This is a genomic window from Comamonas sp. E6, from assembly GCF_001010305.1.
GTDB classification, from domain to species: Bacteria; Pseudomonadota; Gammaproteobacteria; order Burkholderiales; family Burkholderiaceae_C; genus Comamonas; species Comamonas thiooxydans.
Genome location: NZ_BBXH01000030.1, coordinates 56,018 through 71,320 on the forward strand (window position 1 = coordinate 56,018; position 15,303 = coordinate 71,320).

The 15,303-nt window shown below is 64.4% G+C and carries 16 protein-coding genes; 6 read left to right on the forward strand and 10 right to left on the reverse strand.

The genetic code is table 11. The annotated features are described in order from the left end of the window. Positions 1-12: 12 nt before the first annotated feature. Positions 13-510 carry a cytochrome c gene (locus CSE6_RS22640; protein ID WP_034404445.1) on the forward strand — a complete coding sequence of 166 codons (498 nt, stop codon included), beginning with the start codon at positions 13-15 and terminating at the stop codon, positions 508-510. 18 nt (positions 511-528) lie between these two features. Further along, complete coding sequence (locus CSE6_RS22645) at positions 529-1,074, forward strand: RidA family protein (protein ID WP_083994798.1); 546 nt, start codon at positions 529-531, stop codon at positions 1,072-1,074. A 95-nt stretch (positions 1,075-1,169) separates the two neighbouring features. Here the strand turns inward: CSE6_RS22645 and CSE6_RS22650 are convergent, their stop codons facing one another. The 5 genes from CSE6_RS22650 to CSE6_RS22670 all read right to left on the reverse strand — a co-directional run bounded on the left by CSE6_RS22650 (position 1,170) and on the right by CSE6_RS22670 (position 6,528). Then, positions 1,170-2,795, reverse strand: coding sequence for an MFS transporter (locus CSE6_RS22650; RefSeq protein WP_034354876.1), 1,626 nt, complete (start codon positions 2,793-2,795; stop codon positions 1,170-1,172). Continuing rightward, a complete protein-coding gene (locus CSE6_RS22655; protein ID WP_045838788.1) occupies positions 2,785-3,003 on the reverse strand; it encodes a hypothetical protein in 219 nt (72 codons plus the stop codon). Before CSE6_RS22655 ends, CSE6_RS22650 begins: the two co-directional genes overlap by 11 nt. Position 3,004: 1 nt before the next feature. After that, positions 3,005-4,894, reverse strand: coding sequence for an amidohydrolase (locus CSE6_RS22660; RefSeq protein WP_059441557.1), 1,890 nt, complete (start codon positions 4,892-4,894; stop codon positions 3,005-3,007). A 151-nt stretch (positions 4,895-5,045) separates the two neighbouring features. Next, complete coding sequence (locus CSE6_RS22665) at positions 5,046-5,723, reverse strand: isochorismatase family protein (RefSeq protein WP_003068587.1); 678 nt, start codon at positions 5,721-5,723, stop codon at positions 5,046-5,048. Positions 5,724-5,808: 85 nt separating this feature from the next. Beyond that, on the reverse strand, positions 5,809-6,528 hold the full coding sequence (locus tag CSE6_RS22670; RefSeq protein ID WP_045838791.1) for a pirin family protein: 720 nt from the start codon (positions 6,526-6,528) through the stop codon (positions 5,809-5,811). 178 nt (positions 6,529-6,706) lie between these two features. Here CSE6_RS22670 and CSE6_RS22675 point away from each other — a divergent pair, with 178 nt between their 5' ends. After that, positions 6,707-7,609 carry a LysR family transcriptional regulator gene (locus CSE6_RS22675; protein ID WP_059441558.1) on the forward strand — a complete coding sequence of 301 codons (903 nt, stop codon included), beginning with the start codon at positions 6,707-6,709 and terminating at the stop codon, positions 7,607-7,609. Positions 7,610-7,719: 110 nt separating this feature from the next. Here the strand turns inward: CSE6_RS22675 and CSE6_RS22680 are convergent, their stop codons facing one another. From CSE6_RS22680 to CSE6_RS22690, 3 genes are all read right to left on the reverse strand, one after another. Further along, positions 7,720-8,694: a tripartite tricarboxylate transporter substrate binding protein gene (locus CSE6_RS22680; protein ID WP_034391286.1), complete on the reverse strand. Its 975-nt coding sequence runs from the start codon at positions 8,692-8,694 to the stop codon at positions 7,720-7,722. 98 nt (positions 8,695-8,792) lie between these two features. Further along, on the reverse strand, positions 8,793-9,827 hold the full coding sequence (locus CSE6_RS22685) for a TraB/GumN family protein (protein WP_238585783.1): 1,035 nt from the start codon (positions 9,825-9,827) through the stop codon (positions 8,793-8,795). Positions 9,828-9,851: 24 nt separating this feature from the next. Continuing rightward, entirely contained in the window at positions 9,852-10,922 is a 1,071-nt protein-coding gene (locus tag CSE6_RS22690; RefSeq protein ID WP_034354891.1) for a fumarylacetoacetate hydrolase family protein, read from the reverse strand. 109 nt (positions 10,923-11,031) lie between these two features. Between CSE6_RS22690 and CSE6_RS22695 the strand changes: the two genes are divergently transcribed. The 3 genes from CSE6_RS22695 to CSE6_RS22705 all read left to right on the forward strand — a co-directional run bounded on the left by CSE6_RS22695 (position 11,032) and on the right by CSE6_RS22705 (position 13,584). Further along, the gene (locus CSE6_RS22695; RefSeq protein ID WP_034354893.1) at positions 11,032-11,823 is read left to right on the forward strand and encodes an IclR family transcriptional regulator; all 792 of its coding nucleotides are present in this window, start codon (positions 11,032-11,034) and stop codon (positions 11,821-11,823) included. Positions 11,824-11,848: 25 nt separating this feature from the next. Next, positions 11,849-13,000 (forward strand): DUF3108 domain-containing protein, encoded by a 1,152-nt coding sequence (locus CSE6_RS22700; RefSeq protein WP_059441560.1) that lies wholly within the window; start codon positions 11,849-11,851, stop codon positions 12,998-13,000. A 284-nt stretch (positions 13,001-13,284) separates the two neighbouring features. Then, positions 13,285-13,584: a DUF3567 domain-containing protein gene (locus CSE6_RS22705; RefSeq protein ID WP_003068569.1), complete on the forward strand. Its 300-nt coding sequence runs from the start codon at positions 13,285-13,287 to the stop codon at positions 13,582-13,584. Between the two features lie 84 nt (positions 13,585-13,668). On the opposite strand, the gene CSE6_RS22710 is transcribed toward CSE6_RS22705, so the two are convergent. Further along, positions 13,669-13,878 (reverse strand): hypothetical protein, encoded by a 210-nt coding sequence (locus CSE6_RS22710; protein ID WP_231905886.1) that lies wholly within the window; start codon positions 13,876-13,878, stop codon positions 13,669-13,671. Positions 13,879-13,910: 32 nt separating this feature from the next. After that, a complete protein-coding gene (locus CSE6_RS22715) occupies positions 13,911-15,011 on the reverse strand; it encodes an AbrB family transcriptional regulator (protein WP_034354901.1) in 1,101 nt (366 codons plus the stop codon). Between the last annotated feature and the right edge of the window lie 292 nt (positions 15,012-15,303).

Genomic DNA, 15,303 nt, shown 5'->3' on the forward strand with positions numbered 1-15,303 from the left:
AGGAACTTCACCATGCACACATTGCACCGTCTTTGCTCCGCTTTCGCCCTGGCCCTGGGTCTCTCCGGCGCCGTCCTGGCCCAATCACAGGGCATGAAAACCCAGGATGTGAAAAACCTGCAAACGCTGCAGTCTGCCGCCGTTCTTTCCATCTCGCCCGCCGATACCCAGGCGCTGATGCAGAACTTCTCTGCGGTCCGTCCACGCTTCAGCCAGAGCGGCGGAGAGACCCTGTACCAGGCCATCTGCCAGGGATGCCACATGGTCAAGGGCGAAGGCGCCAAGGGCGCCGGCTTCTATCCCGCGCTGGCCTCCAACCCCAAGCTGGCAGCCGCCGCCTACCCGACCTCGGTCGTCATGAACGGCCTGCACGGCATGCCATCCTTTGCCAGCAAGCTGTCCGACGAGCAGATTGCCGACGTCGTGAACTATGTGCGCAGCAACTTCGGCAATCAGTACCCGGACAAGCTGTCTGCCGCCGACGTCAAACCCTTTCGCGTCACCCCATAAATCCATTCAGGAGATCACATGAACGTTCCATCCATCTTCAAGACCGCCACCACCGCCGCCCTGCTGGGCGCTGCAGTCCTGCTCACCGGCTGCGCAGCCACCACCTCCGGCGGTGGCGATGTCCTGCGTTACAAGACACCGGGCTCGACCTTCCCCATCGCCGCAGCCGTGGAAATTCCCACCGATGCCCGCACCGTCTACCTCTCGGGCAAGGTGCCGCCCGTGGTGGACAAATCCAAGCCCGCCACTGATCCTGCTGCCTATGGCGGCGACACTGAAGGCCAGACCGTGGCCATCCTCAAGGGCCTGGAAGAGCAGCTCAAGAGCATGAATCTCGGCATGAGCGATGTGGTGAAGATGCAGGTCTTCCTGGTGGCCGACCCCGCCAAGGGCAACAAGATGGACTTTGCCGGCTTCATGCGTGGCTACACCCAGTTCTTTGGCACGGCTGCCCAGCCCAACCTGCCCGCACGCTCGGCCTTCCAGATTGCAGCCCTGGCCAACCCGGCCTGGTATGTGGAAATCGAGGTCGTGGCAGTGCGTGCCGCCAAGCCCGCCAAGTAAGTGATGCACCGACCTCTGCTCCAGCCCCTGGAAAAATAAACCGGGTCGCATTCATCGCCTGCCCCGTCAGCGATGAATGCCGATTCCAGCGCCGCTCAGTGGGCGGGAGAACCCGTTCCCTGCTGGGCGCTGCGCGCATCCAGGGCCAGGAAATGGTGAACCACGGGCCTGTCCGGCCCCTGGTGGTAGCGCAAAGCGGCGGCCTGCAGATCGGCATCGGCCTTGGACACACGACCATGCTGGCGCAAGTGCTCAGCCCAGGATTCAACCAGGAACCACTCAATCACTCGACCGGGCTCGCCGGTGTGTTCGGCCACGCCCCAGGCATAAGCCCCATCGCGACGGCGCTCCTGGGCCACTTGCTGCATGGCCTGGAAAAAAGCGGCCAAATCTTCGTGGGCAATGCGGTATTCGATCTGAATCATGACCGGGCCACGATCATGAGCCACGGGTTCTGCCAGCAGGGGCTCGGGCCAGTGGTTGGACGGTTGCAGATCCGCCTCACCAGCTGGCAGCTTGACGCGGTGAAAGACCAGGGACACCAGCACCAGACCCAGGGCTCCGATCAGCAGCGTGACCGGCAGGCCCAGCTGGCCGGCAATCAGGCCCCAGCCCAGGCTGCCAAGGGCCATGGCACCGTTGAATACCATCAGGTAGATGGCAAGACCCCGGCCGCGCACCCAGTTGGGCAGCACCGCCTGGGCCACACCGTTGAGTGTGGTCAGCGCAACAATCCAGCCCAGGCCCAGCACCAGCATCAGCGCCACGGCAGCCCACTGGGGCGGCGCAAGGGTCAGCATGCCCATGACCAAGGCCGTAACCACAGAAGCCAGCAACACCAGACCGTCGGTATCGAGACGCTTGCGCAGCTTGGGCAGCAGCACGGCGCCCAGGATGGCTCCGGCGCCCACAGCGCCCAGCATCACGCCATAAAAGCCGGCCGTGCCGCCCAGCATGCGCCGCGCCACCAGGGGCAGCAGGGCCCAGACCGAGCTGGCGAACAGGAAAAACACAGCGGCGCGCAGCAACACCACATGCAGCTCGCGGCTGGCACGGGCATAGCGCACACCGGCCCGGAAGGCGCCGAAGAACTGCTCGTTGAGTGCCGAAGCCTCGGCCTTGGGACGCTTCCACCAGATGAGGGCGGCGATCACGAACACATAGCTCAGCACATCAAGGCCGTAGGCCGCCGCGGCGCCGAAGCTGGCCAGCAGCAGGCCGCCGGCAGCCGGGCCGATGGCACGGGCGATGTTGATGCCCAGGGAGTTCAGGGCCACGGCGCTCTTGAGTTCGCTGCGCGGCACCAGCTCGGGCACGATGGACTGCCAGGTCGGTCCCATGAGGGCGGCGCCAATGCCGCCCACAAAGGTCAGAGCCACCAGGTATTCCACCGTGAGGGTGTTGGTCTGGGCAAGCACCAGCAGCGTGCCGCTGACGGCGCCCAGCAACACCTGCACGCCGATGAGGAAACGACGGCGGTCCAGGATGTCGGACAGCACGCCGGCCGGGATGGCCAGCAGAAAGACTGGCAGCGTGGCCGCCGTCTGGATCAGGGCCACGGCCGTGGGGCTGGACGAGAGCTCGGTCACCATCCAGGCGCTGGCCACATCGCGCATGAAGCTGCCGATATTGCCCAGCACCGTGGCGGCCCACAGCACTGCAAAGACGGGAATGGCCAGGGGCGCGAAGCTGCCCGAGGCGGTTTTTTGGTTATCCGGCATGGGAGTCTCCTAGATCGTGCCAGGCGACGAGCAACATGCCGCCGACCAGGCCCCAGTGTTCAAAAAATGCGTTGGCAGCACGCTGGCGCTCGGCCTGCGGCGCTGCCCGGAAGCGGTCGGCCAGCAAGGCCGCCAGCACCGTGAAACCGGCGAGGGCCAGCGGCTGCACCCAGGGGGCGGTGGCTGCGGCATGCAGCGTCTCGCCCATCTCACACCGCCCAGCAGGCGCAGCCCAGGGCGCCCCAGAAGCCCTTGAGATCGGCCACGGGCAGCTTGCTGCTCCAGGCCGTGGCGTGGGCATGGCCATGCATGTTGCAGCTAATGGCGCAGCCGCAGTTTGCTGCCGCGTTGCGCATCACGGACTGCAGCGGCGCAGCCTCCTGCACACCCCAGGCGCCATAGCCCTTGAAGGTGCGCACGGGCGACCAGTCGGGCATGGCCAGGGGCGGGGCCGACTCATCGAGGTCGGCGAAGGCACCAGCGCCGTAGACCACCTTGCCGCCCACCACGGTGAGCAGGGCCGAGGTGTCGGCGATGTCGGACTCGGGGCAGGCGAAGAAATCGCGATCAGGAACGATGAGGTCGGCCAGCTGGCCCACCTGGATGCGGCCCTTCTTGCCCTGTTCGTTGCTGAACCAGGTGACGTTTTCGGTCCACATGCGCAAGGCCTGGTCGCGGGTGAGGCAATTGCGCTGAGGCGTGAGCTGCAGGCCACCCACGGTCTTGCCCGTGACGAGCCATGACAGCGAGACCCAGGGGTTGTAGCTGGCGACGCGGGTGGCGTCGGTGCCGGCAGACACGTTCACGCCTTTTTCCAGCATGCGCTTGACAGGCGGTGTGGCTTCGGCCGCAGCCGCGCCATAGCGCTCGACGAAGTATTCGCCCTGGTAGGCCATGCGGTGCTGCACGGCAACGCCTCCGCCCAGGGCCGCGATGCGGTCGATGGACTTCTCGGAGATGGTTTCGGCGTGGTCGAAGAACCAGTTCAGACCGGCCAGGGGAATGTCTTCATTGACCTTCTCGAACACATCGAGCGCGCGATCGATGGTCTCGTCGTAGGTGGCGTGCATGCGCCAGGGCCAGCGGTTCTGTGCCAGGATGCGCACCACTTCTTCGAGCTCGCCTTCCATGCCGGGCGCCAGCTCGGGCTGGGGCTGGCGGAAGTCCTCGAAGTCGGCAGCCGAGAACACCAGCATCTCGCCTGCGCCGTTGTGGCGGAAGTAGTCCGTGCCCTGCTTGTACTGCGAGGTGGCGGTCCAGCGCAGAAAGTCGTCCTTCTCTTCCTTGGGCTTTTGCGTGAACAGGTTGTAGGCCAGGCGGATGGTGAGCTGGTCGGCATCGGCCAGTTCCTGGATCACGTCGTAGTCGTCTGGGTAGTTCTGCATGCCGCCGCCCGCGTCGATGGCACCGGTCACGCCCAGGCGGTTGAGTTCGCGCATGAAGTGGCGTGTGGAGTTGAGCTGGTAGTCGCGCGGCAGCTTGGGGCCCTTGGCCAGCGTGGCGTAGAGGATGGAGGCGTTGGGCTTGGCCAGCAGCAGGCCCGTGGGGTTGCCGGCGCTGTCGCGCAGGATCTGGCCACCGGGCGGCTCGGGCGTGTCCTTGGTGTAGCCCACGGCGCGCAGGGCAGCGGCGTTGAGCAGGGCACGGTCATACAGGTGCAGGATGAAGACCGGGGTGTCGGGTGCCACGGTATTCAGCTCGGCCAGCGTGGGCAGACGCTTTTCCACGAACTGGTGCTCGCTGAAGCCGCCCACAACGCGCACCCACTGGGGCGCAGGGGTCACGTCCACCTGAGCCTTGAGCATGGCCATGGCATCGGCCAGGCTCTTCACGCCGTCCCAGCGCAGCTCCATGTTGAAGTTCAGGCCGCCGCGGATCAGATGCAGGTGGTTATCTATCAAACCCGGCAGAGCGCTACGTCCGCCCAGATCGATGCGTTTGGTCTGCGGGCCGGCCAGAGGCAGGACCTCGCGGTCGCTGCCGACGGCGCTGAAGCGCCCCCGGCTCACGGCCACGGCCGTGGCCGCGGGCTTGCTGCGGTCCAGCGTGGTGAAACGGCCGTTGAACAGGATCAGATCGGGGGCGGAGGGCAGGGTCATGGAGGTCTCCGGTGGTTCAGCGGCGCCAAAAGTGCGCCAGATTTCTTGGCGAGCAGACCAAGGTCGCATTGAGGACCGCATCCGTACATGCGTACGGCGAGAACCGCGGGCGCGAGATCGGTCTGCGCTGCAGAAAGATGATGTGCTCTTTTTAGCCTTCGTGGGCGCCGAACATGGTCTTGGCGTAAGTGATGCCTATGCCGTAGCCGCCACCCAGCTTCTTGGCGATGCCCGTGGTCATGTCATAGGTCTCGGTACGGGCCCAGTCACGCTGCATTTCCAGCAGGTACTGCAGCGACGTGATGGGCTGGGCGCCGGCCTGCACCATGCGCTCCATGGCACGGTTATGGGCTTCGGTGGAAATGTCGCCGCAGGCATCGGCGATCACGAAGACCTCAAAACCCTGGTCCAGCGCCGACAGGGCCGGTCCGACGATGCACACGCTGGTCCACAGGCCGGCCAGCACGATGCGAGGCTTGCCGATCTCGTTGACCTTCCGGATCACAGCCTCGTCTTCCCAGGTATTCATCGAGGTGCGGTCCAGCAGGGTCTGGCCGGGAAAAGGCGCGGTCACTTCCTCGAACATGGGGCCGGAGAAGCTTTTTTCTGCCACGGTGGTCAGGATGGTCGAGGCACCGAAGCCGGCTGCGGCCGAAGCGACCAGGGCGGCGTTGGAACGCAGCTGCACGGGATCGATGGAGTGCGTGGCAAAAGCCATCTGCGACTGGAAGTCGATCATGATCAGCGTGTGGTCATGGGGATTGAGCAGCTTGGCACCGGGCTTGGCGACGGCGACGGGACGGGCGATGGAGGCATTGGCGTTGGTCATGGTGAAACTCCTGGGTAAAAGCTGAGTGAGAGGCTGCAGGGGAAACGAGAAAGCAAGATGAAAGCCGGGGTGTGAAAACCGGTGCTTACAAGCTGGGCAATTCACGGGGACGCAGGTCAAAGACCAGCACCTCGGCCTGCTCGCCCTGATCGAAGCGCAGAGCCCCGGCGTTACGGATGCGGGCTCCGTCGCCTTCGGACAGGCGCTCACCGTTCACGCTGAGGCTGCCGCGGGCCACATGCACATAGACATGGCGATCGGTGCCCACATCGAGTTCGGCGGATTCAGCGCCATCGAACAGGCCGGCATAGACCCGGGCGTCCTGGCGCACGGCCAGCGTGCCGTCCCGGCCTTCGGGGGCGATGATCAGGCGCAGGCGGCCGCGCTTGTCGGCATCGTCCACATGGACCTGCTGATAGCGTGGAGCGGCGCCGCGTTCGGCGGGCACGATCCAGATCTGCAGAAAGTGCACCGGGTCCTGGGCCGAGTGGTTGAATTCGCTGTGCTCCACTCCGGTGCCGGCGCTCATCATCTGCACATCGCCAGGACGGATCACCGAGCCCGTGCCCATGGAGTCCTTGTGCTCCAGGGCGCCGTCCAGCACATAGGAGAAGATTTCCATGTCGCGGTGGCCGTGGGTACCGAAGCCCTGACCGGGGGACACATGGTCGTCATTGATGACCAGCAGATCCGAAAAACCTTGCTGGTTGGCGTCGCGGTAATGGCCGAAGGAGAAGGTGTGGCGCGATTGCAGCCAGCCATGGTTGGCACGGCCGCGGTGGTTGGATTGGCGAACTTCAAGCATTTCTATCTCCTTAACAATCGATGGCGTTCACACTTGCTGCAGCAGGCCTGTCTGCCTTGTTTCGCTGCGTTTCGTGTTGCGATGCATGAAGTATCGGCGGCCTTATCGGCGCCTATGCTGAAAGAAAATCCTCTTAATCATCGATAATTTCGATGATTGTTTTTTACGCACTCAAAGCATGCTCAAACTCTCTCTGGAAGCTATAGAACTGGTGGACACCATTGCGCGCCACGGCTCGTTCGCCGGTGCGGCAGAGCGCCTGCACAAAGTACCTTCGACCATCTCCTATGCCGTGTCCAAGCTCGAGGAACAGCTGGGTCTGAACCTGTTTGTGCGCAACGGCCCGCGTGTCAGTCTCACGCCTGCGGGCGAGGAATTGCTCAAGGAAGGGCGCTGGCTGCTGGCAGCCGCGCGTCAGCTCGAGTCTCGGCTACGCCAGATCGCCACGGGATTCGAGACCGAGGTGCGCCTGGTGCACGACTCGCTGATCCCCACGAGCGCCTTCGGCGCCGACATCCAGGCATTCGAGGCGCTGAGCAGCGGCACGCGGCTGCGCATCGGCAGCGAGACCCTGACGGGCACCTGGGAAGCCTTGCGCGAAGGCCGGGCCGACCTGATCGTGGCGGCGGGCGAGGGTCCGGCCGGTGGTGGCCACAAGGCCGTGGCCGTGGGCCAGCTCGATTTCGTGTTCTGCGTGACTGCCAGCCACCCGCTGGCGCGTCTTGGCCGTCCGCTGGCGCGCGCCGACCTGCTGGAGCACACCGCCGTGGTGGTGGGCGACGGCGCCCGTTCGCTGACCGACCGCACCGTGGGCCTGCTCACCGGTCAGCGGCGCATCACCGTGCCCGATATGCAGGCCAAGATAGCCTGCCAGGCCGCCGGCCTGGGCCACGGCTTTGTGCCACGCGCATGCGTGCGTGTGGAGCTGGAGACCGGGGTACTGGTAGAACTGGCGGTGGAAGAACCGCGACCGCCCGAAACCTTCTGGCTGGCTTGGCGCAGCGATGCCCCCGGCCGGGCCCAGCAATGGTGGCGCGAGCGCCTGAGCCGCCCACTGCTGCCCGGCATACTTCCCTACTGAAAACGGCCCTGCAACTCAAGGTGGCAGGGCCGCTACGATGCAAGCCGACGAGGTCTGCGGCAACGGCTCAAGCCATGCCCAGAACCTCGCGAAGCTCAGGAAGGAGGCGATCAGTCCAACTTCACGCCGGCCGCCTTGATGACCTCACCCCAGCGCTTGGCTTCGGTGCGCGCCAGCTGGTGGAACTGCTCGGGCGTGCCAGGCAGGGCTTCCATGCCGAAGTCGGCCATGCGCTTGACCACGTCAGGGTCCTTGAGGGCTTTTTGCAGGTCTGCGTTGAGGCGCTGCACGATGGCTGGCGGCAAGCCCTTGGGACCCAGAATGCCCTGGAAGGCATAGACCTCGGAATCCTTGAGACCCAGTTCGGCCAGCGTGGGCACATTGGGCAGATTGGGCACGCGCTTGGCCGTGCCTATGGCCAGGGCCCGCACCTTGCCGGACTGGATCACGGGCAGGCCCGATGCCAGATCCAGGAACATGCAAGGCACCTGGCCGCCCATCACATCGGCCAGCGCGGGCGCGGCACCCTTGTAGGGGATATGGGTCAGACTGGTGCCGGTGCGGTTCTTGAACAGCTCCATGGCCAGATGGTGGGGCGAGCCATTGCCGGGCGAGGCGTAGTTGAGCTTGCCGGGGTTGGCCTTGGCATAGGCCAGGAATTCCTTGAAATCCTTGGCTTCGAACGCAGGGTTGACAACCAGCGCCATGGGGAAGCGGCTGATGCCGCCCACATAGGTGAAATCCTTGTCGGGGCTGAAGGGCAGCTTGCTGAACAGGTGCTCGTTGAACGCCAGGATGGCGTTGTCGGCCGACATGATGGTGTAGCCATCGGGCTTGGCCGCGGCAACGAGCTGGCCGCCGATATTCGTCGAGGCACCGGGACGGTTGTCCACCACGATGGTCTGGTTCAGCGTCTTGCGCATGGATTCGGCCACCGTGCGGGCCAGTACATCGGTACCGCCTCCGGGTGGGTAGGGCACGACCCAGCGCACAGGGTTGGCGGGCCAGTCCTGCGCCATGGCGAAGGGGGATGCGGCAGCAGCCGAGCTGGCTGCCATGGCAGCCAGGAATTGACGACGATCCATCGTTTGTCTCCTTGAGGGTGATGTAGGGGGTTGTGGAATGATTTTTAGACCCCGCCAGGCGGCCTTTTCTATTAATTGATAGCTGCCTGCGCTTGTCTCTATTCGGTTTGAATCGGTTTTGACTCTGATTTCTGTATGGGTGGCAGTTTGAAGCTCACGCGCTCGACCTGATAGCCTTTCTGACGCAGCAGCTCGGGCAGGCCCTTGGGCCCGACCATGTGCAGCGCTCCCACGGCGGCAAACACGGTCTTGCCCTGCTGGAGCTGACGCACAATGCCGTCTGCCATACCCGGATTGCGTCCATCCATGAGGCGCGCGTACTTGAGCCGGTCACGCTCGGTCTTGATGCAGTCGCACCAGTCGGCATAGTTCTCCAGCTGTTTTTCGTTGCCGCTTGCCCAGATGTTCGCCAGCTGTTGCAGGATTTCCGGGGACTTGGGATCTTCGAGCTGCTCCAGCCCGTCGCGCACGCTTTCCTGTACCTCCAAGGGATCGTCGGAAAGCAGCTCCTCGAGCTGGGTCTGCGCCGACTCCAGCCCCAGCACAGGCTTGCGCACGGCACCGGCCAGGCTCGCCAGCTGCAGATCGGCGCCAAATTCGACCATCAGCCCATGCTTGCGGCCCAGCTGGCTGACCAGTCCCAGCAGTTGGGCGTCCGGACGTTGCGTGCTCAGATGCTCGGCACAGGCTCGCTTGCGCTGCTGCGCCAGCCGAGCGTCCAGATCTGCGGGCAGCGCAGGGGCGTCGACACGGGCCTGGAAGCCGTCGATCAACTGCTGCATGACCTGCGGATTCAGCACATCCAGCTCCAGCGCCAGCAAATCCGTCGCAACCATGGCACGCAAGATGGTGCGGCCGGGCAAGATCCACTCCCGCTTGCCCACATGCAAAGTGCCGTAAAGCCAGCTGGTGCGCTCGCCGTCCTGCACGCGCCAGAGCAGGCCTCTGTCCTGCATCTGGGGGGCCATGGCCTGCACTTCGGCCGGCGTTGGCGGACTGAACGGCGGCGGGCAACTGACTGCAGGTTCGGCGGCAGGCTCTGCCGCCATGGACAGGCCCGTCAACAAAGCGAACGCTATGGCCGACACGACCTTCAGAGGCGAAATCCAGCGCGAGAGATTCAGACTTGACATGGGCATGGCGGCAGCAACGAGGGCTTAGTCTTCAGAGCTATCCAGAGGCTGAGCTTCGGGCAAGTCATCCTTGCTGCCGCCGGGCGGCGCAATGTTCTGGTCGATGGCGCCGAAGATGCTCTGGCCGTCCTTGCCCTTCATCTCGATGCGGATGGTGTCGCCGAACTGCATGAACTCGGTCTTGGGTGCGCCGTCCTGAATGGTCTCTATGCAGCGCTTTTCGGCGATGCAGCTATAGCCCTTGGGCCATTCCACGCGCTTGTTCTTGCCGCTGCCGGTCTCCACGCCCTTGTTGCTCACCGTGCCGCTGCCCACGATGGAGCCGGCACGTACATTGCGGGTCTTGGCGATATGGGCGATCAGCTGGCCGAAGTGAAAAGTCATCTCCTCGCCCGCATCGCACATGCCGACCTTGCGGCCGTTCCAGGTGCTCTGCAGCGTCAGATGCAGACGACCGCCCTTCCAGGCATCGCCCAGCTCGTCAAGTGTCACGGCCACAGGGCTGAAGGCCGTGGCGGGCTTGCTCTGGAAAAAGCCGAAACCCTTGGCCAGTTCGCCAGGTATCAGATTGCGCAGGCTCACGTCATTGGCCAGCATGACGAGACGAACGCCGTCCAGCGCATCCTTGGCATCCGTGCCCATGGGCACATCGCCGGTGACGACGGCAATCTCTGCCTCGAAGTCTATGCCCATGGCCGCGCTGGGCACGATCACATCGTCGCAGGGGCCGATGAAATCATCGCTGCCGCCCTGGTACATCAACGGGTCGGTGTAGAAGTTGGCCGGCACCTCGGCATTGCGCGCCTTGCGCACCAACTCCACATGGTTGATATAGGCCGAGCCATCGGCCCACTGATAAGCTCGTGGCAGCGGTGCCATGCAGCGCTGGGGATCGAAGAGAAACGCGTGGCGGGCCTTGCCGTGATTGAGTTCGTGCGACAGATCCTGCAGCTGGGGGGCCATATAGCTCCAGTCGTCCAGCACCTGCTGCATGCGGCTGGCAATACCGGTGGCATAGCAGGCCTGGCTCAGGTCACGCGAGACCACGACCAGTTGCCCGTCGCGCGAGCCATCCTTGTAGGTTGCCAGTTTCATTCTCTGTCCCTCTGCTCACGGCAGCGGTGCTGGCACAATGCCTGACAACGCTAGCCAAAATTACGATTGGTTAAATTGATTTAACTAAACAAAACACGATTCTATTGCAATGGAAAAGGAACGCGCAGGGATTCAGTCGGTCGAAGTGGGTTTCTCCCTCATCGAAGCGCTGGCGCAGGCCAGCGGCCCGCTGATGCTCAAGGATGTCGCCGCCGCCGCCGGCATGAGTGCCGCCAAGGCGCACCGCTATCTGGTGAGCTTTCAGCGCATCGGCCTGGTGGCGCAGGACGAACGCAATTCGCGCTACGACCTGGGCCCTGCGGCGCTCAAGATCGGCCTGGCCTCCCTGGCCCGCCTCGACCCGGTGCGTCTGGCGCGGGAGCGCATTCCGGCGCTGCTCGAGACTCTCAACCACACGCTGGCCATTGCCGTCTGGGGCAACCATGGCCCGACCATCGTGCATTGGGAGGAATCGGCGCAGTCCGTCACTGCCAATCTGCGCCTGGGCGACGTCATGCCCATGCTGGCCTCGGCTACAGGGCGCTGCTTCGGTGCCTGGCTGCCGCGCGAGGCGACGGCCGCGTTGCTGGAGCCCGAGATCGAACGTGCGCGCAAGGCCAGACGCCAGGACCTGCCCCAGACCGAAGAGGCCGTTGCGGACATGCTGGCCGAAGTCCGTGCGCGCGGCACGGCCCGCGTGGTCGACACCGTGCTGCCGGGCATCGTGGCCTTTTGCGTGCCGGTCTTCGATGCATCCGGCCATATTGTGCTGGGGCTGATGACCCTGGGCTCGCTGGCGACTTTCGACCCGGACTATGGTGGAGCCATAGACGCGCCACTGCAGGCGGCCGCCCGCCAGCTTTCCAGCGATCTGGGCTGGCGCGCCGATCCCAACCACTGAAACCTGCAATCTCAGAATCACGCTCATGGGCCGCTCCCCTCAGACAAGCCAGGCACGCAAGACACTGCTGCCCATCACCGGCTTGGTGCTGGCAGCCCATGGGCTGTTGCTCTGGGGCCTGCCCGAACTAAGCCCGCCGGACAAAGCGGCGGCCGACCAGATCGTGATGGAGACGCGCATGCTGCAGGCGCCCCCTCCTCCGCCGCCTGCACCCGCAGCGCCCAAACCGGCTCCAGCCCCGGCGCCCAGACCCCAGGCCTCACCCCGGGCGCCGGCTCCTGCTCCCGTGCCTGCCCCCGTCCCGGACGAGCAGGAATCAGAGCCAAATCCGCCTCCAGTCCAGGAACCACAAACGCAAGAAACTCCTGGAACAGAAGCACCCGCCAATACAGAGCTGCCCGCTGCTGCAGCAGAGCCGGCTCCCGAGCCCATGGCCGAGCCTCCCGAAGCCAATGGTGCCGACACGGCCCGCCCCATCCAGGTCACGCCCGCAGGCAGCGCGCCGCTGCCACCTGACTCTGTGCTGCCCGTCACCCTGCCCAACTCCGCCACGCTGGAGTTCAATGCCTCGGGTCAGGTCAAGGGTTTTCAATACTCGGCCGGCGCCCAGCTGCAATGGCAGCATGACGGCCAGTATTACCAGGCCAGGCAGTCGATCAGCATGTTCTTGCTCGGCGAGCGCGCCCAGACCAGCGAGGGGCTGATCACACCCAAGGGCCTGCAACCGCTCAACTTCAGCGACAAGGGGCGAAAAACCCAGTCCGCCGCCTTTGATGTGGCCAGTGGCAAGGCACACTACAGCGGCGGCCAGACCGATGCGGCCATCGGCGATGGCGTGCAGGACCGCCTCAGCGTGTTTCTACAGCTCTCGGCCCTGATGGCTGCCGCCCCCGATAAATACCCGCCAGGCACGCTGATAGAGCTGACCACCAGCAGCGCACGCTCGGCCGTGCGCTGGCAGTTCCGCGTGGGTGCCAGCGAGGCGCTGGAGCTGCCATTTGGCGGCGTCATGGCGTGGCGCCTGGACAAGCTGCCCGGCAAAAGCAGCAGCGACCAGCGCGGATCGGTCTGGCTGGCTCCGTCCATGCAATACCTGCCCGTGCGCATCAAGCTCACTCAGGGACAGGACGACTTTGTCGACCTGCAGCTCAGGAAATATCTGCCCGCGCCGCAATAGCCTCCATGCCGCAGCCTGGCGTAAACCCCGAGAGCACCGCGCTCAAAGCGCTCACTCACCTCTCAGCCAAGGCCTGCAACCTGCATCGGCTCGGGCTGAACGCTGTCGCGCCATTCAAGGACTTGCCTACTACAGATCGGGAAAGCCAGTTGCCCACAACCATGCCAAATCCATGGAATACTGTGCCCAAGTGCCAAGAGCAGGCATTTCCACCTTGAAATGCGGCACCCTGTCGCCATATCCATGGCAGGCATGCTCATAACGGAAGTGAAAGGAGGAACACCATGCAAATGCTTTACGACTCTGAATCCTTTGCGGTGCTCCATCTGCGTCCCGATATGGAGGCAGACGTTCCGGCAGGCAAAGCCAAGGCCGAGACCGAGCAAGCCCATCAACTGCCGCGCCACGGCTTCGAAATCGTGGACAAGCGTTCGGGCAAGGAGGTGTATCTGGATGGTTCCTGGGCCGAAATGTTCCAGAAGCAGATCCTCGCCTGGCAGCAGGATGCCCCCACCGAGGAGGAGGTGGAGGAAATTCTCGACACCTACACGGGCCTGGCCCAGCAGCCGGTAATCATTCACTGAACACCTTGCAAAAAGCCACTCGAAAGAGTGGCTTTTTTGATGCCTGAAAACACACTCTAGTGCTTACCGGAAAAGCGCGAGCCGCTATGACTTTCTGCACAACAGCATCAACACGCAGGCACTCAGCATGCAGCCAAAAAAGCCCAGCAGCCCCCCTGCCGCACCCAGCGCCAGCCAGTAGCCCCAGTCAATGCCTTGCTCTGCGCAGTGAATCTCGCACTGGGGGTTGTGCTCCCAGGCCATCCACATCAGAAGCCCGGCCATCACAAAGCCGGCGCATGCGCTGAGGATCAAGACCGACTTCCAGGGATTTCGCCTGCCGCGGATCATGGCCTCGCTCCTGGCAGTGCTCTGTTCAGCCATCGGTACAGCGGCGCTACCAGCAGCAGCACGGCAATCAGCCGGCAGACCTGAAAGGCCGTGACCACGGGCACGCCCAGTTGCAGGACCTTGGCGGTGATGGCCATCTCGGTAATGCCACCCGGCGATGTGCCCAGCAACAAGGTCACCCAGGGCAGGCCGGTGGCCCAGTGCAGCAGCCAGGCAAAACCGGCGCAGACTGCCATCAACCCCACGGTACCCAGCGCCACCATGCCCAGCCAGCGCGGCGCCGTGTGCAGGAAATCACGTCGAAAGCGCACCCCCAGGCTGACGCCGATCACCAGCTGGGCGGCATTCATCAGCCATTGCGGCACGGCGGACAGCTCCAGGCCTGCCATGGTCAAGCCCATGGATACGGCCAGCGCACCCAGAAACCAGGGATTGGCACGCCTGAGCCTGAGCATCAGCAATGCCCCGGCGCCGGTGGCCAGCACCAGCCAGGCAAAGCCCGGCCATTGCACGGTGCGCACGCTGGGCAGCGTCAGGCCTGGGTCGCCCTGCAATCCCGACCATTGCAGTGCAAAGGGAATGCTCACCGTGACTATCACCAGCCGCAGGCTGTGTGCCGCGGCCACCAGATCAGTGCGCGCCTGCTCGCGCTCGGCCAGCAGCGTCATCTCCGAGGCCGCACCTATCGCGCCCGAGAAATAGGTCGTGGCGCGCAAGCGCTCTTCGTCCATGCCCGGTTGCGCCAGCATGGAGCCTGCCTGCACGCGATACAGCCAGCGCCCGAAGGCCCAGCCCAGCAACAGGGCCCAGGCAATGGCCAGCGCAATCGCCCACCACAGACCAGCGACCAGCTCGGTCACCGCAGGCGTGAAATACAGGCCCAGAGCGCAGCCTATCGTCCACTGCCCCAGATCGCGCAGCCTGGCCCAGCTTTGGGTGGGCGCCCCGCCAATCGATAGCAGGGAGACGGAAATCAGCGGACCCAGCATCCAGGGCAGCGGCGTATGCAACACCAGACAGAGCTGTGCGGCCAGCCAGGCCAGCAGCAGGGTGGCGGCCACACGGGCCAGAAACGCGGGGGGAAGCAATACGGACATGTGCACGGGAATCCGGCAAGGCACGACAATGAACGCGCGACAGGGGCAATGCCCCGCAGTATCGCGGCAAAACTCGGTGGGCAAAGCCGGTACGAAATCTACAGCTACGAAGCCATGCCCCGTCTCAGACGAACGCAATCAGCTCATATGTGGACTTTCATTTCTGCGGCGCAGCCGCGCCAGCGTTTCAATCCTTTGGCCTTGACAGCTCTAGCCAGCGCCCTGCTGCTGGGCGGCTGCGCCCATCAAAGCGATCAGTTGACCTCCGACACCGAATGGCAGCAGACACTTG